Source organism: Roseovarius sp. EC-HK134 (assembly GCF_902498815.1).
In the GTDB taxonomy this organism is placed as follows: domain Bacteria; phylum Pseudomonadota; class Alphaproteobacteria; order Rhodobacterales; family Rhodobacteraceae; genus Roseovarius; species Roseovarius mucosus_A.
In genome coordinates, this window is the sequence record NZ_LR701544.1 from 1,996,160 (window position 1) to 2,016,637 (window position 20,478).

18 protein-coding genes and 1 tRNA gene are annotated in these 20,478 nt (G+C 61.2%); 11 read left to right on the forward strand and 8 right to left on the reverse strand.

What is annotated here, in order from left to right; genetic code table 11:
* Positions 1-63: 63 nt before the first annotated feature.
* Both GC127_RS13615 and GC127_RS13620 read left to right on the forward strand, forming a co-directional pair.
* A complete protein-coding gene (locus GC127_RS13615) occupies positions 64-849 on the forward strand; it encodes an inositol monophosphatase family protein (protein WP_037297120.1) in 786 nt (261 codons plus the stop codon).
* Between the two features lie 78 nt (positions 850-927).
* Positions 928-1,293, forward strand: a complete 366-nt coding sequence (locus GC127_RS13620) for a hypothetical protein (RefSeq protein WP_008279957.1) — start codon at positions 928-930, stop codon at positions 1,291-1,293.
* A gap of 9 nt (positions 1,294-1,302) precedes the next feature.
* Here the strand turns inward: GC127_RS13620 and GC127_RS13625 are convergent, their stop codons facing one another.
* On the reverse strand, positions 1,303-1,671 hold the full coding sequence (locus GC127_RS13625) for a GFA family protein (RefSeq protein WP_151978606.1): 369 nt from the start codon (positions 1,669-1,671) through the stop codon (positions 1,303-1,305).
* Entirely contained in the window at positions 1,668-2,414 is a 747-nt protein-coding gene (locus GC127_RS13630; protein WP_151978607.1) for a rhomboid family intramembrane serine protease, read from the reverse strand. The genes GC127_RS13625 and GC127_RS13630 overlap by 4 nt, the downstream gene beginning before the upstream one ends.
* 131 nt (positions 2,415-2,545) lie before the next feature.
* On the opposite strand from GC127_RS13630, the gene GC127_RS13635 reads away from it, so the two are divergent.
* Entirely contained in the window at positions 2,546-3,142 is a 597-nt protein-coding gene (locus tag GC127_RS13635) for a LysE family translocator (RefSeq protein ID WP_368074229.1), read from the forward strand.
* A 12-nt stretch (positions 3,143-3,154) separates the two neighbouring features.
* On the opposite strand, the gene putA is transcribed toward GC127_RS13635, so the two are convergent.
* A complete protein-coding gene (putA, locus tag GC127_RS13640; protein ID WP_151978611.1) occupies positions 3,155-6,586 on the reverse strand; it encodes a bifunctional proline dehydrogenase/L-glutamate gamma-semialdehyde dehydrogenase PutA in 3,432 nt (1,143 codons plus the stop codon).
* Between the two features lie 104 nt (positions 6,587-6,690).
* Between putA and GC127_RS13645 the strand changes: the two genes are divergently transcribed.
* Both GC127_RS13645 and GC127_RS13650 read left to right on the forward strand, forming a co-directional pair.
* Entirely contained in the window at positions 6,691-7,170 is a 480-nt protein-coding gene (locus GC127_RS13645; RefSeq protein WP_037273900.1) for an Lrp/AsnC family transcriptional regulator, read from the forward strand.
* A gap of 70 nt (positions 7,171-7,240) precedes the next feature.
* Positions 7,241-7,326: transfer RNA gene (locus GC127_RS13650), tRNA-Leu, on the forward strand.
* A gap of 416 nt (positions 7,327-7,742) precedes the next feature.
* On the opposite strand, the gene GC127_RS13655 is transcribed toward GC127_RS13650, so the two are convergent.
* The 4 genes from GC127_RS13655 to GC127_RS13670 form a co-directional block, all read right to left on the reverse strand.
* Entirely contained in the window at positions 7,743-9,137 is a 1,395-nt protein-coding gene (locus GC127_RS13655) for an MATE family efflux transporter (RefSeq protein ID WP_151978613.1), read from the reverse strand.
* A 553-nt stretch (positions 9,138-9,690) separates the two neighbouring features.
* Positions 9,691-10,320: an isochorismatase family cysteine hydrolase gene (locus GC127_RS13660; RefSeq protein ID WP_151978614.1), complete on the reverse strand. Its 630-nt coding sequence runs from the start codon at positions 10,318-10,320 to the stop codon at positions 9,691-9,693.
* 123 nt (positions 10,321-10,443) lie between these two features.
* A complete protein-coding gene (locus GC127_RS13665) occupies positions 10,444-12,687 on the reverse strand; it encodes a xanthine dehydrogenase family protein molybdopterin-binding subunit (protein WP_151978616.1) in 2,244 nt (747 codons plus the stop codon).
* 3 nt (positions 12,688-12,690) lie between these two features.
* Complete coding sequence (locus GC127_RS13670) at positions 12,691-13,149, reverse strand: (2Fe-2S)-binding protein (RefSeq protein ID WP_037297125.1); 459 nt, start codon at positions 13,147-13,149, stop codon at positions 12,691-12,693.
* A gap of 186 nt (positions 13,150-13,335) precedes the next feature.
* Between GC127_RS13670 and GC127_RS13675 the strand changes: the two genes are divergently transcribed.
* The gene (locus tag GC127_RS13675) at positions 13,336-14,337 is read left to right on the forward strand and encodes an AraC family transcriptional regulator (RefSeq protein WP_151978618.1); all 1,002 of its coding nucleotides are present in this window, start codon (positions 13,336-13,338) and stop codon (positions 14,335-14,337) included.
* A 361-nt stretch (positions 14,338-14,698) separates the two neighbouring features.
* On the opposite strand, the gene GC127_RS13680 is transcribed toward GC127_RS13675, so the two are convergent.
* Positions 14,699-15,553: a MurR/RpiR family transcriptional regulator gene (locus tag GC127_RS13680; protein WP_081507963.1), complete on the reverse strand. Its 855-nt coding sequence runs from the start codon at positions 15,551-15,553 to the stop codon at positions 14,699-14,701.
* 181 nt (positions 15,554-15,734) lie between these two features.
* Here GC127_RS13680 and GC127_RS13685 point away from each other — a divergent pair, with 181 nt between their 5' ends.
* The 5 genes from GC127_RS13685 (at position 15,735) to GC127_RS13705 (ending at position 20,392) form a co-directional block, all read left to right on the forward strand.
* Complete coding sequence (locus GC127_RS13685; protein WP_008279969.1) at positions 15,735-16,544, forward strand: transporter substrate-binding domain-containing protein; 810 nt, start codon at positions 15,735-15,737, stop codon at positions 16,542-16,544.
* 79 nt (positions 16,545-16,623) lie between these two features.
* Entirely contained in the window at positions 16,624-17,367 is a 744-nt protein-coding gene (locus GC127_RS13690; RefSeq protein WP_008279970.1) for an amino acid ABC transporter permease, read from the forward strand.
* Positions 17,364-18,239, forward strand: a complete 876-nt coding sequence (locus GC127_RS13695) for an amino acid ABC transporter permease (protein WP_151978620.1) — start codon at positions 17,364-17,366, stop codon at positions 18,237-18,239. Before GC127_RS13690 ends, GC127_RS13695 begins: the two co-directional genes overlap by 4 nt.
* An 11-nt stretch (positions 18,240-18,250) precedes the next feature.
* The gene (locus GC127_RS13700) at positions 18,251-18,997 is read left to right on the forward strand and encodes an amino acid ABC transporter ATP-binding protein (RefSeq protein ID WP_081507966.1); all 747 of its coding nucleotides are present in this window, start codon (positions 18,251-18,253) and stop codon (positions 18,995-18,997) included.
* Positions 18,998-19,003: 6 nt separating this feature from the next.
* Complete coding sequence (locus tag GC127_RS13705) at positions 19,004-20,392, forward strand: lyase family protein (protein ID WP_151978622.1); 1,389 nt, start codon at positions 19,004-19,006, stop codon at positions 20,390-20,392.
* Positions 20,393-20,478: the final 86 nt, after the last annotated feature.

Consider the following 20,478-nt stretch of genomic DNA (forward strand, 5'->3'; position numbering starts at 1 on the left):
GGGCCTTGTCTGTTGCGGATGCGCGGCGTATAGCCCCGGCCTGACCCAAAAGGAGCCCGTCCCATGGTAGGTAGTGCCAATCTCAACGTCATGCTCAAGGCCGCGCGCAAAGCGGGGCGGGCACTGGCCAAGGATTTCCGCGAGGTCGAGAACCTTCAGGTCAGCATGAAGGGCGCGGGCGATTTCGTCAGCCGCGCCGATATTGCTGCGGAAAAGATCCTCAAGACCGAGTTGATGGGCGCGCGCCCGACCTATGGCTGGCTGGCCGAAGAGGGCGGCGAGGAAGAGGGGCAGGACCCCACCCGCCGCTGGATTGTCGACCCGCTGGATGGCACCACCAATTTTCTGCACGGCCTGCCGCATTGGGCCGTCTCCATTGCCCTCGAACACAAGGGCGAGGTCGTGGCAGGTGTCATTTATGACGCCAGCAAGGACGAGGCGTTCTTTGCCGAAAAAGGTGCAGGTGCCTGGATGAACGAGAGCCGCTTGCGTGTCTCGGGGCGCAGCAAGATGATCGAGTCGATTTTTGCCACGGGCCTGCCTTTTGGCGGGCGGGCCGACCTGCCCGAAACCTTGCAGGATTTGGCACGGCTGATGCCCACCTGCGCGGGTGTGCGCCGCTGGGGATCAGCGGCGCTCGACATGGCCTATGTCGCCGCAGGGCGCTATGAGGGGTTCTGGGAGCGGCGATTGAACGCGTGGGATCTGGCCGCAGGGGTGATCATCGTGCGCGAAGCGGGCGGCTTTGTCGAACCGCTGCGCTCTGGTGGCAATATTCTGGCCGATGGCGAAGTGATCTGCGGCAACGAGGCGATCTTTGACAAGTTCGCGGGCGTGATCCGGGGCTGAGGCGGGCTTTGTGTTGACGCCCTGAGGGGTGCCACCTACCTTTCCAGCATTGGTGTAACAACTCGGGGAAGGCGATCCATGATCCACAAAAGAAATTTCGCGCACGCTGTTGCCATTGGTGTCATGGTCTTCATGGGGGCAGCCCCAGCTTCGGCTAATGCCATTCTCCGCGATTTGGATCGCTCTGGAATGGTGCAAGGCGATGTCAACATCATGATGCGCAGTGCGGCCAGTCTTTATTCGGAAGGGCGCGGAAAAGTCGGCGATGAGGTGAGTTGGAAAAACCCCAACACGCGCGCTGATGGTGTGGTGCGGATCATCTCGGTGGAGGGCGCTTGTGTCACGCTTGCGCATCGCTTCAGGCCCAAGGGAGCAGAGCCCGCCCGCGGGCTGCGGACCAAACGCTGCCTCATGGATGGCATATGGGTTTTGTCGGCCCCCTGATGCGCCGGGTCAGCGATCTGATGGATGGTTGACCCCGTCCACCCAACCGATCGGGTCCAGATCACGCGGATTGACGCCTTCAATAGCCCCAAGATTGACGCCATATTCATTCGGGTCCGAGCGCCGCTGATGATGCGTGTAGATCCCGCACGTCTTGCAGAAATAGTGCTTGGCCGTGTCTGTGCCCCATTGATAAAGCGTCAGATTATCCGCACCCCGAACCACCTCGACCTTGTCCAAGGGGGCCGAAACCGCCGCTGCCCCACGCCTGCGGCAAAACGAGCAATCGCACCGCCGCGCAGTCTCGAGCCCGTTCGAGAGCGTCACGCGTAGCTCAACCGCGCCACAGTGGCAGGTCACTTTGAGGGGGGTATTCATCGGCGTTTCCTCACGGCTGGAATAGAACTGCGGCGAAAGCGGTAATCAGCCTCTGGATTGGGCGGGGTGCCTGCTGTCGCCCGCCAGAAAAGCGGGCCGCCCAGCCGCATAAATATCGGCAGGGTCAGAAGGACGCCCGCCACGAAGCCGCCCGCATGCGCCCAATAGGCGACCCCGCCCATATCGGGATCGCTGCCGAGGCCAGCCATCACCTGAATGGCAAACCACAGCACCAACAAAATCGCCGCCGGGATCGTGATGACACGGAAAAAGACGATGAAGATCAGCAAGATATCGACCCGCGCGCGCGGAAAAAGCAAGAGATAGCCCCCCATCACCCCGGCAATCGCCCCAGAGGCCCCGACGGTTGGCACCATCGACCCCGGACTATCCAAGATCTGTGCCAGCCCCGCCACAACGCCAGTGGCAATGTAGAAAACAAGATAGGGCAAATGCCCCATCCGGTCCTCCATATTGTCGCCAAATATCCACAGAAACAGCATGTTGCCCGCTAGGTGCAGCACCCCGCCGTGCAGGAACATCGAGGTCAAAAGCCCGGTGAAGTCACCGATTTGCGTGACTTTGGCGGGGATCATCGCCCAGTCGTAGAAAAAGACATTGAGCGCCCGCTCATCTGAGAAAAGCGGCCAATAGGCCAAGAATATCACCACGTTGAGCGCAATCAGCCCGTAGGTGACATAGGGTGTGCGCCCCGAAGGATTATGATCGCGGATCGGAAACATGCGCGAAAGCTAGCGCGGATCACGGGGGACGGAAAGCCGGTGATTGCACCCGCGGCCACGATTTGCGCAAGAACCGGGTCGCCCAATATCGGGAACGGTGCGCAAAGTTGTCCCATCCATAGGAGATGACGATGACCCAGCTCGCATTTGCGCTTGTGCTTTTTCTTTTGCCGCTGGCCTATAGTCCCGGTCCCGGCAATCTCTTTTTCGCCGCCAATGGCGCGCGCTTTGGGATGAGGGCGACGTTTCCGGCAAGCTTTGGGTATCACATCGCCACATGGCTGGTGACCGCCGCCATAGGTTTCGGCTTTATCGGCGCGCTTGAGGCTGCGCCGGGGGTCTTCGTCTTGCTCAAACTCGCGGGTGCACTTTACGTTTTCTGGATCGCTTGGGGTTTACTGCGTGCCGGGGCCCGCGACAGCGCGATCGAGCCACGCCCGGCCTCGTTTCGGGATGGGGCGGTGCTCTTGCTCCTCAACCCCAAGGCCTATGTGATCATCGCGTTGATGTTCACACAATTCCTGAGCGTTTCGGACACCAACCGGACGGTGTTGGTTCTGGGTATAACCACGATTTTTACGCTTAACAACCTGGTGGCCTTTACCCTGTGGACCATGATGGGCGCGAGATTGGGCCAGCTTTTTGCCCGCGCTGGAAGCGCGCGGGCACTGAATACAGCTTTCGGCGTGACCCTGGGGGCCGTGGCCCTGTGGATGCTTTTGTCCTGATCCACCCGAGGCTCAGGACATCCCGCTCAAAAGCGCCGCATTGCCCCCCGCCGCGGTGGTATCCACGCAGACATGCCGTTCGTGGAGCGCATGGCCGGTATCGGGCAACCCGGTGATAAGCGGCAGGATCGGACCTGCGCGCCGCGCCATGGCCCCGGCATAGGCGCGCGCCTCGCTTTCGCATCCCCACCAGATCACGCCCGAGAGGCCGCCCATGGTCACAAGCGCCTCTGGGTCAACGCGGCCCGTGGCGATCACCGCCACCCCGCCCAGCCCCTCAACCGCGCGGGCCTGCGCCGCCGCCAGATCTGCCCCCGGCCCCATGCAAAGAAGTGCAGGGCGGACATGGCTGGTCAGGCGGTTAGATTCCCCCGTCGGCCCCGGTAGAACAAGGGCGGCGCGTGGCGTGCGGGCGGCGGCATTGGCCGCATCAAGCGCCTTTTGCGCGGCATTGGCCGACATGGCCTCGGTCCACTTTTCGCCCTGTTCCGGCGCTGCGTGCGCGGTAAAGCGGGTAAGGTAATGCGGCCCGCCGGCCTTGGGCCCGGTGCCCGACATGCCTTCGCCACCAAAGGGTTGGCTGCCGACGATGGCGCCGATCTGGTTGCGGTTGACATAGATATTGCCCGCATGCACCGCCTCGGTCACATGCTGCACGCGGTCGTCGATCCGCGTCATCAGGCCAAAGGTCAGACCATAGCCGGTGGCGTTGATCGCGCCGATCACCCGGTCAAGATCGCCGGATTTGAACGTGGCCACATGCAGGACGGGCCCAAAGATTTCGCGCTCAATCTCGCCGATCCCGCCAACCTTGATCAGCGTGGGGGCAATATAGGTGCCTGCGTTAGGGGTTTTCAGCTCGTGCAACAGCCGCCCTTCGGCGCGCGCGGTCTGGATATGCGCGGCAATTCCGGCGCGCGCCTCTTCGTCAATCACCGGCCCGCAATCGGTGCTCAAATGCCAAGGGGTGCCAACGCTCAGCGCATCCATCGCGCCGGTCAGCATCTCTAGGAAATGCGGCGCGATGTCGTCTTGCACATAAAGGCAGCGCAGCGCCGAACAGCGTTGACCGGCCGATTGAAACGCGCTTTCGACAATCGCCTGCACGGCCTGTTCGGGCAGCGCGGTGCTGTCTACGATCATCGCGTTCATGCCGCCGGTTTCCGCGATGAGCGGCGCACCGGGGGCCAGATGCTTGGCCATGGCCGCGCGGATTTTCAGCGCGGTTTCGGTCGAGCCGGTAAAGGCCACACCGCCCACACGCGCGTCAGAGGTAAGTGCTGCCCCCACATCGCCCGCACCGGGCAACAGTTGCAGCGCCGTGGCAGGCACGCCCGCCTTGTGCATGAGGCCCACGGCCAAATGCGCGATGAGCGGCGTCTGCTCGGCAGGTTTCGACAACACGGCATTGCCAGCGGCCAGTGCTGCCGCGATCTGGCCTGTAAAAATGGCCAGAGGGAAATTCCACGGGCTGATACAGGTGAAGGTGCCGACAGGGGCCTCTTCGGGGGCATTGGCAGCGTAGTAGCGCAGAAAATCCACCGCCTCACGCAATTCGGCCACGGCATCTGGGATGGATTTCCCGGCCTCACGGGCCAGGAGCGCGAAAATCTCGCCGTAATTTTCCTCATAGAGGTCCGCCACGCGGTTCAGGATCACGCCTCGGGCGTTGGCGGGTGCGTTCCATGGCGCTGCGGCGGCCAGCGCCGCCTCGATGTCGGCCTTGCTGGCCCAGGCTACGGTGCCCGGCATGTCTGCGGGATCTGCCGGGTTCTCGACCGTTTCGGGGGTTTGCGGTGCAGCCGTGCCCGCGATCAGCGGTGCCGCTTCCCAGCGATGCTGCGCAAAGGGCGCGCGCGCCGCCTCAATCCGGTCCAGCGTCGGTTGATGGCGCAGATCAAAGCCGCGCGAATTGGGCCGCTCGGGCTGAAACAGGTCCGGGCCTTTGGGCAGGTGCGGCTGCGGATCGTTCACCGCCACAAAAGGATCGCGGGCGACCTCTTCGGGGGCCACGTCTTCGTTGACGATCTGGTTCACAAAGCTGGAATTCGCCCCGTTTTCCAGCAGTCGCCGCACCAGATAGGCCAAGAGATCGCGATGCGCGCCCACTGGGGCATAAATCCGGCACCGCGTGCCCTCTGCCTTGAGGATGATGTCATGCAGCGCCTCGCCCATGCCATGCAGGCGCTGAAACTCAAACGCGCCCTTGTCGCTGCCCATATCAAGGATGGCGGCGGCGGTATGGGCGTTATGAGTGGCGAATTGCGGATAGATGCGGTCGGTCATCGACAAAAGCTTGCGCGCATTGGCGATATAGCTCACATCGGTTGCGGCCTTGGAGGTAAAGACCGGAAACCCGTCGATCCCCGCCACCTGCGCGCGCTTGATTTCAGTATCCCAATAGGCGCCCTTGACCAGACGCACCATGATCTTGCGGTCAAGCCGCGTGGCCAGATCATAGAGAAAGTCGATCACGTGGGTCGCGCGTTGGCCATAGGCCTGCACCACCACACCAAACCCGTCCCATCCGGCAAGCGCGGGCTCTTCCAGAACGGTCTCGATCACATCCAGCGAGAGCGACAGGCGATCGGCCTCTTCGGCGTCGATGTTCAGCCCCATCTTGGCTGATTTCGCCAAGAGCGCGAGGCTGCGCAGACGCGGCACCAGAACCGCCATGACCTGTTCGCGCTGCGCCACCTCATAGCGCGGATGCAGCGCCGAGAGCTTTACAGAAATGCCGGGGTTGCTGCGAATGTCGGCCTGCGTGCAGGCATTGGCAATCGCCGTGATGGCGCGCGAATAGCTGAGGTGATAGCGGGTGGCATCCGCATCAGTACGCGCCGCCTCACCCAGCATGTCATAGGAATAGCTGTAGCCCTTCTTTTCCATCCCCGCCGCGCGGTCCATGGCCCCTTGAATGGTCTCGCCCAACACGAATTGGCGGCCCATCTCCTTCATCGCGCGGCCCACGGCAGTGCGGATCACCGGCTCGCCCAGCCGCTTGATGGCCCCGCGCAGATGGCCCACGGGGCCGGGCTTTTCGTCCTTGAGCACCTTGCCGGTCAGCATCAACGCCCAGGTCGAGGCATTGACCAGCGGCGAGGTGGAATGCCCCATATGCTTGCCCCAGTCCGAAGGCGCGATCTTGTCCTCGATCAGCGCGTCGATCGTGTCGGCATCGGGCACGCGCAAAAGCGCCTCTGCCAGACACATGAGCGCGATGCCCTCATCTGTCGAGAGACCATATTCCGCCAGAAAGACCTCCATCAGCCCCGGGCTCGATTGCCCGCGGATGGACCGAACAAGCGCGGCACCGCGCGCGCAGATCCGCGCCCGGTCTGCCTCAGAGAGGTTTGCGGCAGCGGTCAGGCGTGCCAATGTCTCGCTCTCATCTGCATAGGTGGCAAACTCGATGGCGCGGCGGATATCGGTGTCGTATGGCATGCGGATCCCCATGGTTGGATAGCATATCATAGCATCATTGAACCAGTGACTTTTCCTGATTAGAATGAAATCTCAGGTCGGATGGTTTGAATTTGGAGCATATGATGGATCAAAACGAACAGCTTGACCTCGACCGCTTTGACCGGGCGATTCTGCGAGTTCTGGCAGGGGACGGCCGGATCAGCGTCACCGAGCTGGCGCGCGAGATCGGTCTGTCGAAATCCCCCACCCAAGCGCGGCTCAGGCGGCTCGAGCGCGATGGCGTCATCACCGGCTACCGCGCGCTTTTTGATCCTATCCGCCTCGGCCTCGACCACGTGAGCTTTGTCGAAGTGCGCCTGCACGACACCCGAGAAGCGGCCTTGGCAGAATTCAACGCCGCCGTGTCAAAGATCCCCGAGATCGAGCAAGTGCATCTCATTGCAGGCAATTTCGACTACCTTATGAAAATTCGCACGCAAAGCATGGCTGATTATCGCCGGGTGCTTGCCGAACATATCTCGACCCTGCCGCATCTGGCCAATACCTCGACCTATGTGGCGATGCAGGCGGTCAAGGAAAATGCGCTCTCGGATGTGATCTGATCCGTGGCGTAGCCCCGGCTATGGCTTTACACCTCCGTCAAAGCGGATATTGTCCGCCCGCGCCCCTCGTGCCCGCGTGGTGGAATGGTAGACACATGAGACTTAAAATCTCCCGGCCGTATGGCCGTGCCGGTTCGAGTCCGGCCGCGGGCACCATGATCATAACATAGGCCGTTGTTTTGCGTGGATAAAGCCGCCCATGCTTTCTCTGCTCATACCCCAATGTAAGCACCTTCTGCGCGCGGCTTTACGCCCCGTTCTAGGCACGCACCGCGCCAGCCGCCTGTGCAGCGTTGCGGGCATTTCGGTTGGCGGGCAGAGGGTGCCAAATTCAAATGCACGCCTGCTTAGCGAAAACATAGGCTTGATGGTCGCGAGCGCGCTGTCCCGCGTGGGACGGGTGGAATGCAGCTGTCTGGCAACAGGTAATCTGCCGGGTGGCAGGGGGCGATTGGACTGACTGGGATCGGTCTTGGGACGCGCTGTGCGGCATCGGCTGGGCCATTTTCGCCGACATACCTATAACGGATGGTCAACCCCGGTTACCACATCGAAAAGGCCGCCGCGCAGAGTCACCGGCGCCTGTGCATCAGGCTCATCAGCCGCGCCTGCCGGTCGAACGGCTTTTCCGAGGGCGGCGCACCTGCCTTGCCGTCCATCATCCGCCGCACCATCAGCGCCGCAACACCGGCAAAGATCACGCCGCCCACCGCTTGCCCGATCAGCACCCCCGACGCGCCAAACAGCGCACCGCCGGCAAGAACAATGGGCACGGTGCCCAGCGTGTGCCGCCCCCAGTTGATCCAGGTAGAGCGGAACGGGTGACCCATGTTGTTGAAGGCCGCGTTCGAGACAAAGATCACCCCGTTGAAGAAAAACGCCAGCGCCAACGGTCCGCAGAACAGGAGGATCAGGTCGCGCGTCACCCCCTCAGCCCCGAAAAGCGCAATGATGGGCCCGCGCAAGGCAAAAAGCAGCGCCGTCATCGCAAGGGTGAAGAGGGCGCAGAAGAGCAGCCCATCGCGGTAGGCCTGCCGGACCCGGTCCATCCGCCCCGCGCCAAAGTTCTGGCCGATCACCGGCCCGATGGCACCCGACAGCGCAAAGATCACGCCGAAGGCCACCGGCGTCATCCGGCCCACGATGGCCATGCCTGCAACCGCCGCCTCGCCGAAGCTGGCCATGGCGCGGGTGACGACGGCCTGTCCCACAGGCGTCGCCAATTGGGTCAGGATCGCCGGGGCTGCGATGGTCACGATCGGTACGAAGGCGATGGACATCTCTGGTAGACCGGGCCGCACCAGCCCACCGTGATGGCGAAAGATCGGGATCAGCGCAGTGCCCGCGATCACCAGCCGCGCTGCCACGCTGGCCAGTGCAGCACCTGTCAGGTCGAGCCCAAGGCCAAAGATCAGGATCGGGTCCAGCACCGCATTGACCAGCGCCCCCCAGATCGTCGCCATCATCGCGCGGCGTGCGTCGCCATGGGCGCGCAGGATCGCACCGCCCACCATGCCGACGATCAGAAAGGGCAGGCTGGGCACGATGATTTGCAGGTAATGCACCGCGAGATCCAGCGTCTCGCCCGTAGCCCCCATCAGCGCCGCCAGTCCCGCAAGGTTCAGCCAGACCGTTGCCGCGAAGACCGCGCCAAAAACCACCCCCCAGACAAGCGCTGCCGCCGCCTGCGCGCGGGCCAACTCGGCGTCGCCCTGTCCCAGCGCCCGGGCCACCAGTGCGCCCGCCGCAATCGCCATGCCGATGCCAAAGGAGGTGGTGAAGAACAGGATCGCGCCCGCGTAGCCCACCGCCGCCGCCAGTTCCGCGTTGCCCAGCATCGCGATAAAGACCATGTCGATGAAATCGACTGCGAAAACCGCCATCAGACCCACCGACGAGGTCAGCGCCATCACCGTGATATGACGAAAGAGGTTCCCCTCTAGAAAAACCGCGCGTGCTTCGGCCATTGGGCTTCCGATTGATTGATGGATCGCCGCCCGAAAATGAGCCGTTCCAGATGCTAAGTTCCGTGCCCCATCAGAACACTATTCAAACGTGATCTGAAATAGGCAAATGAAGCAGCCCAAGCCTATCGGACAAGGCCTGACTGGCCAAGGCTGATATAGAGAAGGGCTCCGATGGTGTGAAGATCGAGAGTGTTGGTTTCGCCGCTCCAAATCGGCCGAGGGTACATACCCGAGCTTGTCCTGGTGAGCGCAAAGATTTCTGTTTGTCATGGGTAAGTCCTTTGAAGAAAACAAAGTCTTTCGTCGGATTGCGCGCTTTGATCACCAAGAGGATCACCAAGCATATCTTGCCAAACAATCCATTCATGGCCTCGTGAAACGCTCGCAATCTCGACGGTTCAAACACCCTATTCGGCGCTCTGGTCTTGAGCAGCTTGGTTCGCGGTTGCCCTGCGGCGCGCGGCGTCTTCGCCCAGCCTTATGATGGCAGCTATCGGGCGGATCATCACCACAAGGTCCGCTATCTAGCCAGCCTCATCAAAGCGGATGATGTCTATGCCCGTGAACGCAGTTTCCCCACCACCTCTGCCGTGGTGAGAATGGCGTGGGCATAGGTTGGGCCGTTGATCTCATGCGCGGCATGCAGCGCATCCGGGGACAAGGCCGCCGTTGCGTCGCGAACAAGGGTCACATGATAGCCAAGTTCGGCCGCATATCGGGCTGACGCTTCGGTGCAGGTATTGGCGATCGCCCCGATAAAGATGACATGGGTGATCCCGCGTTGGCGCAGCTGCACATCAAGGTCGGTATTGGCAAAGCTGGAGGCGCCCCAGTGTTCCTTGACGACAATGTCGCCGTGGTCGGGGCCGAATCCCTCATACCAGTCTCCGCCCCTGCTCCCCTCGGCGAACATCTGGTGGTCATGCGCCGCCGCCTGAAACGGCGTCAGGTGTGCCCACCCCTCGAAATCGCCGGCGCGGTGGCGGTGATGGGGCAGGATGAAGATCGGATGTCCGGCCTCTCGCACAGCCGCGCGGATCTTGATCAGGTTGGCATGCAGATCAACGGCTTTCGAGACCTCGCTGAGGGCGGGCCACATCTTGCCATCCTCGGCGAGGAAATCGTTATAGGGATCGACGCAAAGAAGCGCTGTGCGGCCTTGGGGATAGATGGTTTCGTCCATGGGTTTTCCTTTTCGTTCGCGTCAGGCGGGACTGTCCCGCGCGTTATTTGATCTGGGATAAGGGTTGGGGCCGCCAGAATGCGCAGCAAGCATGCAGGTGCCGCTTCAAGGGCATGAGCGCTCTCATGCGAACCTGATGAATTTGCTGAACGGCATTTCGCGCAGGCGTCGGCCCGTCGCGGCAAAGATTGCATCGGCGAGGACAGGGGCGGCGGGCGCGGTCGCGGGCTCGCCCAAACCGCGCACCCGCTCGGCGCGCCCCAAAAGCTGCGTGTGGAAGCGCGGCGTCTGGTGTAGGCGCATTCCCTCGAAGGCATCGAAATTGGTCTGCTGCACGGCGTGGTTTTCGTAGGTCAGTTCGCAGTTCATCGCATGGCCAAGGCCAAAGATCGCGGCCCCGGTCAATTGCGCCTCGGCGTTCGCGGGGTCGAAGACGGTGCCGCAATCGGCGGCGATCCAGACCTCGTCGATGCGGATGCCCCGCTCGGTCAGCGTCACGTCAAGAACCTCGGCCACGGGCACGCCGTGGGTATGGGCAAAGGCGATGCCGCGCCCGCGCCCCGGCCCGATGTCAGCGCCCGCCCAGTTCGCCATCTCGCCCACCGCCTCGAGCACGCGGCGGCTATCAGGGTCGGCGATCAGGCGCAGGCGCTCCTCCAAGGGGTCGGCACCGGCGGCATGGATCAATTCGGACAGGAAACTTTCGTGAAAGAAGGTATTGGAGCAGGCCCCGGGCGAGCGCCACGACCCGACCGGTATCATCTGCGGCGCGGCATAGCCGGTGACGCGATAGTTGGGGATGGCATAGGGTTGGTCGAAGGCCCCCCAGACCAGCATCGTGTCGGGCCCCGGCGGCACGCTGGAGATGCGCCCGAACCAGGACGAGATGAGCGAGGGGCTGACGCTGTCGAGATCATAGGCCAGCACCCGGCCATTCCCCACCGCGCCCCGGCCAACGGCCATGTGCAGGGGGCGGGGATAGTCATGGGTCATGTCCTCCTCTCGGCTCCAGGTGGTCTTGATCGGCGTGCCGGGCATGGTTGCGGCGATCTGGATCGCCTGCACCACATAGTCATGGTCGAGCCTGCGACCGAAACTGCCGCCTGCGGGCAGGGCATGAAGTGTGACCTGCGACGGATCGAGGCCGGTCAGCGCCACCGCCGCATCGCGCACCACGCCGGGGATCTGCGTTGCAGTCCAGATCTGCACGCTCTGCGCCTCGACCAGCACCGTGGCGCTAAGCGGCTCGAGCGCGGCATGGGCGAGGAAGGGCGTGCGGTATTCCGCCTCGATCACGGTGGCCCCGGCGAGCGCCGCCTCGACATCGCCGTCGTCGCGCAGGCGGCTGTTGCGAAACGCGTCCGTGCGGGCAGCTGACAACGCCTGCCACATCTCGGCGGAACTGGCGGGATGGTCGGGGGGCAGCCAATCGACCTCTAGCGCCTGCGCCGCCTGAAACGCGAACCAAGTGTTGTCGGCAATGACCGCCAGCCCCTCGTTTACCGCAACGACCGCGCGCACGCCCTGCGTCGCAAGCGCTGCATCGGCGTTATAACCCGCCATGGCCCCACCACGCCCCGGGTTCGCGCGCACAGTGGCGTGCAGCATGCCGGGCAGCACCACGTCGATGCCATAATCCTGCGTGCCGGTTGATTTCGCAACGATGTCGAGGCGCTGATAGGGTTTGCCCAAGCGCGTCCAGTCGGAGGCAGGGCGCAGCGTTACATCGGTGACAGGCGCGATGGCCGCCGCCTCGCCGGCAAGAGCAGTGTAGGGAATGCGGGTGCCGTCTGGCAAAACAACTTGCCCGGCCTTGGTCCGAAGGTCGGCGCGCTGCACGCCCGTGCGCGCCGATGCGGCGGCTTTGAGAGTTTCGCGGGCAGTGGCACCAGCGAGGCGCAGGGTTTCGTGCAGATCGGCGACCGATGACGAACCGCCGGTGAACTGAGAGCCGGTCAGGCGTTCGACGTTCCTCATCACGTCGCGCATAGTGTTGGCCACCGCCCCATGCTCCCATGCCGGGAAGGGCATGCTTTCACCCACGATGACGCCGTTGAAATAGGCCTGATGTGGCTGGCCGGGGTCGAGCGTGGCGGTGGCCGGGTCGATGTCCAACTCCTCGGCGATCAGCATGGCTTGGGTCGAGGCGATGCCTTGGCCCACATCGGCGCGCGGCACGATCAACGTGATGCCTTGCGGTGTGATCTTGACGAAAGGGGTCAATGCGGCCTCGCCCTGTGCCAGACCGTCAAGCAAAGGATTAGCGATCGGGCGAGACACGAAATAGGCCCCGAAAGCGACCCCGCCCAGAATGGCGGCGGACCCGATCAGGAAGCTGCGGCGGGCGATGGTTCTGGCGCGGCCCATCCCTCACACTTCCCGCATCGCGCTGGCCGCGGCGTGGACAGCGGCGCGGATGCGCGGGTAGGTCCCGCAGCGGCACAGGTTGCCCGACATCGCGGCGTCGATATCGTCATCGGATGGCTCGGGATTGCGGGCCAGAAGATCGGCGGCCTGCATGATCTGGCCGGATTGGCAGTACCCGCATTGCGCCACCTGATGCGCGATCCACGCCACCTGCACCGCATGCAGAGCGCCGGGCCTTCCCAGCCCCTCGATCGTTGTGACGTCTGCCCAGACATCGCCCAAGGACACCTGACAGGAGCGCACGGCATCGCCGCCAATATGGACCGTACAAGCACCGCAGAGCGCGATGCCACATCCGTACTTCACACTCGTTACGTTCAGCCCGTCCCGCAAAACCCAAAGAAGGGGCATGTCAGATGGTAAATCAACATCATGACTTTTACCGTTCACCGTGAGTAGCATGTTTCACTCCAATCGGTTCGTGGACGTGGCGTGACACCGCGCGCCCTGAGAGTGTAAATCCAGCACTTAGCAAGAGCGACATGCAGATGTGGTCAATCACTGGCAAATCGGGTCAGACGGCCCTGCGGATATGGTCTTGGTCTTTCCCCCGTGGCATAAATGGCCAACTCCTCAAGGACCAAGCCGATGGACAGCCCACAGACCTATTCCCTTTTCATGGGAACCGACGTGTCTTGCCGGATCCTTGGCATCGATCCGCAAGTGATGCTCGAGACGGCAGGTCTGGCCAAACTTGCGCAGGACCGCAGCGAATTGCGCGTGACGGCTGGCCAGTATTTCGAGGCCTGGAACACCATTGCACGCCTCTCGCCCCGTCGCGATTTCGTCCCTTACCTGGGGGTCGCGATTTCCCGGGGTCCGGTGATCCCGGTTTTTTTCACCCTTTCCTGTGCCCCAAACCTGGAAACTGGCCTGACGCGCCTGGCACAATTCAAGTCCCTGCTGGGTCCGACCCGGATGCAGGTGTTCAAGGATGGCCAGCTCTTGCGCGCAGAGTATGACAGCGTCGATATCCATAGTCCGATGCCACCCAGCCTTGGTGCCTTGCAGCTTGTCTGCATGCTGGAAAACATTCGGGGGGCCACCGCTCATTTTGTTTGCCCGGTTGCGGCGGGGTTCGACGGCTCAGAAGAGGAAAGGCGACAGATCGCGAGCCATCTGGGGATCATGCCCGAGCGGTCGGCTACAACCTTTGTCACCTTTTCGCCTGAGGACGCGAAGCGCCGGTTCATTTCCGAAAACCCCGCCCTTTGGGCGGATGTAGAGGCTGACCTGAAGCTTCAACTGGCGGCCCAGAATGATCCTTTGCCCGCCGCCGCGCGGGTGCGGGCAGCATTGGCCGATCTGATGCTCTCTGGGCGCACAGGTGCCGAAGACGTTGCCATCTCTCTTGGGATCAGCCGCAGCACGCTGCAACGCCGCCTGCGGCAGGAAAAGACGTCTTTTCAAGCAGAGTTAGATGCGACACGACAGGATATTGCGATTAGGTATCTGACCAAGACAACCCTTGGCGTTGACGCGATCGCACTTGTATTGGCCTACCGCGATGCCAGTAGCTTTTCGAGAAGCTTCCGGCGGTGGACAGGCCAGGCACCCGGTGCCTTTCGTCAGGCAAGACGCCGTGGGTGAACACGGGTTTGGTGACATTAAGCAAGGCCGCCGCCGGTGATCGATTTGATGGCGCAATCGCGTCTCTGGGGCGAGGCAGTGCAACATTGACATGCTGCGTAACCATCAGACTTTATTTCCCATTATTTGCCTTCAAAGGTCGAGCCTTGCCGAATGACCTTGATGACCCGAGCGCCACAAGCGGCTTGCCCGGTGACGCGACACAGGTCTGATGCGCGAACCTGACGGTTCGAGCTTGGCGCAGCCTTGATCTGGTCGTGCAACGCGTGCTCGCGTGGTTCCTGAGCCAACTGACGATGAAATGCGGATCAGGATCGAAACGGAATTCGACCGGAGAGCAGTACCGAGACTGGTCGTTGCACTACTCGTCGAGATAGGCACCGCTGGAGCGTCGGATCTCATCCAATTGCCGTAGCCGATGCCGTGAGGCGTCACCGCTGGCTGCGGCACAGGCCGCCAATAGAATTTCTGCGACAAGTTGCACAGCGATGGCTGACGGAAAGTAATGCGGACTTGCCGTCGGTGCCAGAAAGAGCCCGTCCGCATAGGGTGCCAATGGCGAACTGGGCCTGTCGGTGATGGCATAAACTGACGCACTCGCGCGACGTGCATATTGCATGGCGTCAATTGTCTGGGCGCAATACGGGGCGATTCCAAGTGCGAGCACAGTATCGCTACTGGAGATTGTCGAAATACGCTCGCTCGCCGCCACTGTGCCTGCAGGCAAAGACACCAGATCGGGCACCGCAAGTCGTCCGGTTGCCTCGATCATACCAGCTGCCCAATACATGGAGCCTGCGCCAATCACATAGGTGCGCCCGCTGCGACGGACAGCGGCAACAAAGGCCGCAACCTCCTTTGGCTCAAGATGCGCGGCAACCTCTGCGATATTATTCTGAGCGGCCTCTGTCATGTGACTGACCAGTTTAGCCAATGAGTCACTCTGAAAGGTGCTGCGCAATGCGTCAACCCGCGCCCCAAAGCCGCGCCCCATCAACAGTTTCTGAAAGTCCTGTCGAAACCCATCGTAGCCCTCATATCCCATATGTTGCGCAAGTCGTTGCATCGTCGGGGCGGCCACACCGCAGGCCTGAGCCACAGAGCGCATCGAATCCACTGCAATCCGCTCTGGGTTATCAAGCACATAGCGGGCCGCGACGGCCAACTTGCGCGGCAGGTTTGGCAACGCTTGGGTTAACTTTTCGTCAATTTTCATAACCGGCAAACCTCTTACCTCGGCACCCGCAGTGTCATGCGGAGACTGAATTGGCGCAAGTGTAATTTTTCTTTGTAAAAAATAACAAATGCAATTTTTTTCTGGACTCGTCAGAGGCAAAACTTCATCACTTCCGAAGCAGCACGCAAGACGTGCTGGCACCAGACAACAGGAGAGTGGAATGAGGACTTATATTAAAGCTGCACTGACCGCCGTTGTGGCCACCTTGACCAGCACCGCCGCCATGGCCGACGCTCTTCAAGATATCAAGGATGCCGGAAAGATCGTCGTTGGCGTCAAGCAGGACTACAAGCCTTGGGGCTATCTGACCTCGGACGGCGAGTTGCAGGGTCTTGAGATCGACCTGGCCAAGGATGTCGCCGAGCGGCTGGGGGTCGAGGTCGAGCTGGTCCCGGTGGTCGCGTCTAACCGCATGGAATTCCTGCAACAAGGGCGTATCAACCTGATCATCGCAACGATGGGCGACAACGAACAGCGGCGTCAAGTCATCGGCATGATCGAGCCGAATTACTACGCCGGCGGCACCAATGTTCTGGCACCCAAGGCCGCGGGTCTCAAGAATTGGGAAGATCTGAAGGGCGCAGACGTCTGCGCGCTGCAAGGCTCTTACTATAACAAGCGAGTCACGCAACTTTATGGCCCCAATCTGGTCGCTTTTGCAGGCATTCCAGAGGCGACAGCGGCACTCTTGAACGGAAGCTGCATCGCCTTTCTCTACGACAATACGTGGATCGAATCGCAACTGGCCTCTGACGCACAATGGGCCGAGTTTGAAATGCCTTTCCCAACCGAAGATCCGCAGGCATGGTCCATCGCAGTCCCGCTGGAAGAGCTTGACCAACCCTATGGTCAATTGATGAGCGAGATCGTCACCGATTGGCACAAATCCGGCTATCTGATCGAACGGAACGCCGCAAATGGCATCGCGCCCAGCCCGTTCCTGCAGGCAGAGCACGACAGGTTGAAATAACCTGTCCTTGCTGAACTGCCCGGCAGCGCCTGTCTCTGCCGGGCATCTCTTTGCGCTGCGACAGAGGTGATCCGATCCGATGGACTTTGTTAACCCCCTTATCGACTGGCTGCGCCCCGACTGGTTCTTGAACCTTGCCGTGGTCAGTGACGATTACAATCGCGGTCGCTATGTTTCTGGCCTCTGGATGACGATCAAACTTTCGGTCGTGTCGATCTTTTTGTCGCTCGTGGTCGGCGTTCTGGGGGCCGCTGTCCAAGGCGCACCGTCACGCACGTTACGGGTGGCTGTCGGGCTTTTTGTCGCGTTCTTTCGCAACACCCCTCCACTGGTTCAGCTTTACTTCTTTTACTTTGCCATTGGCACGGTGCTCCGGATCACCGGCGAGAATGGTTTGCCGCAGCCTTTGATCAGCAATTTCGGATGGGCCATCATCTCGCTGTCGCTGTTTGCGGGCGCTTTGAATGTGGAAATCTTTCGCGCAGGGGTCGAGGCCGTGCCGCGTTCTACGGTAGAGGCCGCCGAAGCGCTCGGGTATACGCGCCTGCAAATCTATACCGATATCGTGCTGCCGCTGGCGGTGCGCGTCTCATTGCCGGCGCTTGGGACAAATCTGGTGAACCTGGTCAAGACCACAACGCTCGCCTATGCGATTGCCGTGCCGGAACTGCTCTATGTCTCGGCGCAGATCTGGTCCGAGGATCTGAACGTGCGCGAGATGATGAACGTTTTGCTGGTGTCCTACGTGGGTCTGGTCGCCATCCTGGTCTGGGTCCTGCATCGTTGGGAAAAGGCGCTGCGCATCCCCGGATACGGAGAATGACCATGTATTCCCCACATCTGAAACCCAAGGTTCGCGGCCACATGCCGGTGATGCTGCCCATGCGCCTGCGCGCCGATGGGTTGCCGCTTGCGGATCGGCTCTTCAATCTCTGGACGCTCACAGCGCTTGTGCTGGCCTTGGCCGCCGTGCTGATCGGTCCCGCCTTTGCCCAGCTTGCAACGCCAGACGAACGCACGATCCTCATGATCCTTTTGGAATGGACACCCACCTTGGCCAAAGGGTTTGGCTTTAACGTCCTGATTTCCGTTCTGTCGATGCTGATCGGGACAATTATGGGGGTGTTCCTGGGTGTTCTGCAGGTGTCGCAGATCCGTCCGATACGGCAGTCTGCATGGCTTGTCACACAGTTCTTCCGCAACTCGCCTTGGCTTGTCCTTCTGTTCTATTGCATCCTGCTGATCCCATTCCAGTTCGAGATCTTCGGCGTGAAGATCCCGTTTCCCGGCTGGATCAAGGCTGTGATCGGCCTGTCGTTGCCCGTGATGGCCTATACGTCGGAATTCATGCGGGGTGCGATCCTGTCCATCCCGACGGGCCAATGGGAATCTGCTGAATCCTTGGGGTTCAGCCGCCGGATGACCCTGACGAACATCATTCTTCCACAAACCGTCAAGCGCGTGCTGCCGTCTTGGATGAATCTCTACGCGGTCCTGACGATGGCGACGCCGCTGGTGTCCATCATAGGGGTTGATGATGTTATGGCCCTGACGCGCGCTGCGCTGAGTGCTGAAGGGCGCGCTGATCTTCTGATCCCGATGTACCTTTATATTCTGTCTTGGTTCTTCCTTTATTGTTACCCGATCAGCTCTTTGACGCGCGTTCTGGAACGAAAATACTCGGTGAAACTATGAGCGAGGCTTCCATGACCTGGACCCCCCAACAGCCAATCGTGTCGTTGAAAGACGTGCACAAATCCTTTGGCGCTGTCGAAGTGCTCAGAGGTATCTCGCTCGACGTGATGAAAGGCGAGGTGGTCTGTATCATCGGGCCGTCGGGCTCGGGAAAATCCACCCTGATCCGCTGCATCAATGCGCTGAACGACATTCAGGCAGGCTCGATCACCGTGGAGGGGTTAGAGGTCAACGACCCAAAGCTGGACAAACTCGCCCTACGAAAGAAGGTTGGCATGGTGTTCCAGCAATACAATCTATTCCCGCACAAGACCGCCTTACAAAACGTGATGATGGCACCAATTAAAGTGCTCAACCAAGACCGCGCAGAGGTGGAAAAACGCGCGCGGGCGCTGATTGCCAAGGTCCGTCTGAACGGCAAGGAAGATGCCTACCCCGGCGAGTTGTCCGGGGGCCAACAACAGCGCGTTGCAATCGCGCGGTCGCTTGCCATGAACCCCGACGTGATGCTGTTTGACGAGGTGACCGCCGCGCTTGACCCCGAGACCGTGAAAGAGGTTCTTACGACGATCAAGGACCTTGCAGCAGATGGCATGACCTGTATCCTCGTCACGCATGAAATGGGCTTTGCCCGCGAGATCGCAGATTGCATTTATTTCACGGATCGCGGGGTTATCGTAGAGTCCGGCCCACCCGCGACCTTCTTTGACAACGCTCAAGACCCCCGCACACAGCAATTCCTTGCTCAGATCCTGTAGGCGCTCATGACTTATCGCACTGAATCCGACAGCCTTGGCGACGTCCAGTTGCCTGATGACACGCTCTATGGGTCCAATACCGCACGCGCATTGGAAAACTTTTCCGGTATGGGGCTGCCTCTCTCGGCCTATCCTGATTTCATGCGCGCCATGGCGCTGGTCAAACGCGCGGCAGCTATGGCCAATCAAGAGGTGGGTGCTTTGGCATCAGACGTTGCAGATGCCATCATCACCGCCTGTGACGAGATCGTGGCTGGCGGTCATGCCGATCAATTCCCAACTGCCCTTCTAGAAGGGTCGGGGGGCACATCCACCAATATGAATTTCAATGAGGTGATCGCAAACCGTGCGGGCCAGATCCTGGGCGACAAACCGGGATGTTATGTGCGCGTCAATCCCAACGATCACGTCAACTGCAGCCAGTCCACCAATGATGCCCTACCGACAGCGGTGAAGCTGGCCTGTGTTCTGACAGGGCCGTCCCTTGCCGCAGAAATAGAAACCTTGATTTCGGCACTGCGCGTCAAGGCTGATGAAACCAAGGACATGTTGCGCACGGGACGGACCTGCATGCAGGCGGCCCAACCGATGACATGGGGGCAGTATTTCTTGGGTCACGCGAGCGCCCTGTCACGCGCATTGACGGCTGTGCAAAGCGCTGTTGAGGCCTTGCGCACCGTCCCGATGGGCGGCACCGCAATCGGGACAGGTCTTGGCGCATTTCCGGGCTATCGCCGCGCCATTGCCCCCGCTCTGTCAGAGGTGTTCGGCATGGAAATCCGTTTGGCGGAGGACTCATTCGATGCCATGCATGCCGCCGACGGGTTTGTGCGCCTGTCGGCAGAACTGCGCAATCTTTCCGCTATTATGGCCAAGCTTGCCGCGGATTTGGTGATCCTTGGCAGCGACGGCGCGTCGGGTTTGGGCGAATTGCGATTGCCGCCTGTGCAACCCGGCTCGTCGATCATGGCAGGCAAGGTCAATCCGGTGATCCCCATGACCGTCCAACAGGTCTGGATGCGCGTGCATGGCCATGATGCCGCCATCGCCATCGCCGCGCAGTCTGGCCAGATGGAGATCAACCATTTCGAACCGCTGATCGCCCTGTCTCTCTTTGAGCAGATGGCGTTGATCACCGCCGCCGCCCAACGCTTTGCTGCGCGCTGCATCGTCGGACTGGAGGTGGATGAGGACCGCAGCTATCTCAACCTCGCGCAATCCTTCGGCGTCTCAACCGTTTTTCTCAAAGAACTGGGGTATACACGTGTTTCGGCCATGGCCAAACGGGCGCTCGCTGAGGGCAAGGCGCTGGCCGATATCGCTGTTGAAGACGGTCTTTTGTCCAAAACTGATATTCGCGATGTTCTGCGCCATGCGTCGGTTCCGGCGGACTGACAGCCGCCACAAGGGTTCTGTCGCAAAGGTCCTAGGGGTGCTGTTGGTGTTGCGGGCGCATCGCGTCAGAAGATCAGCCCGCAGCT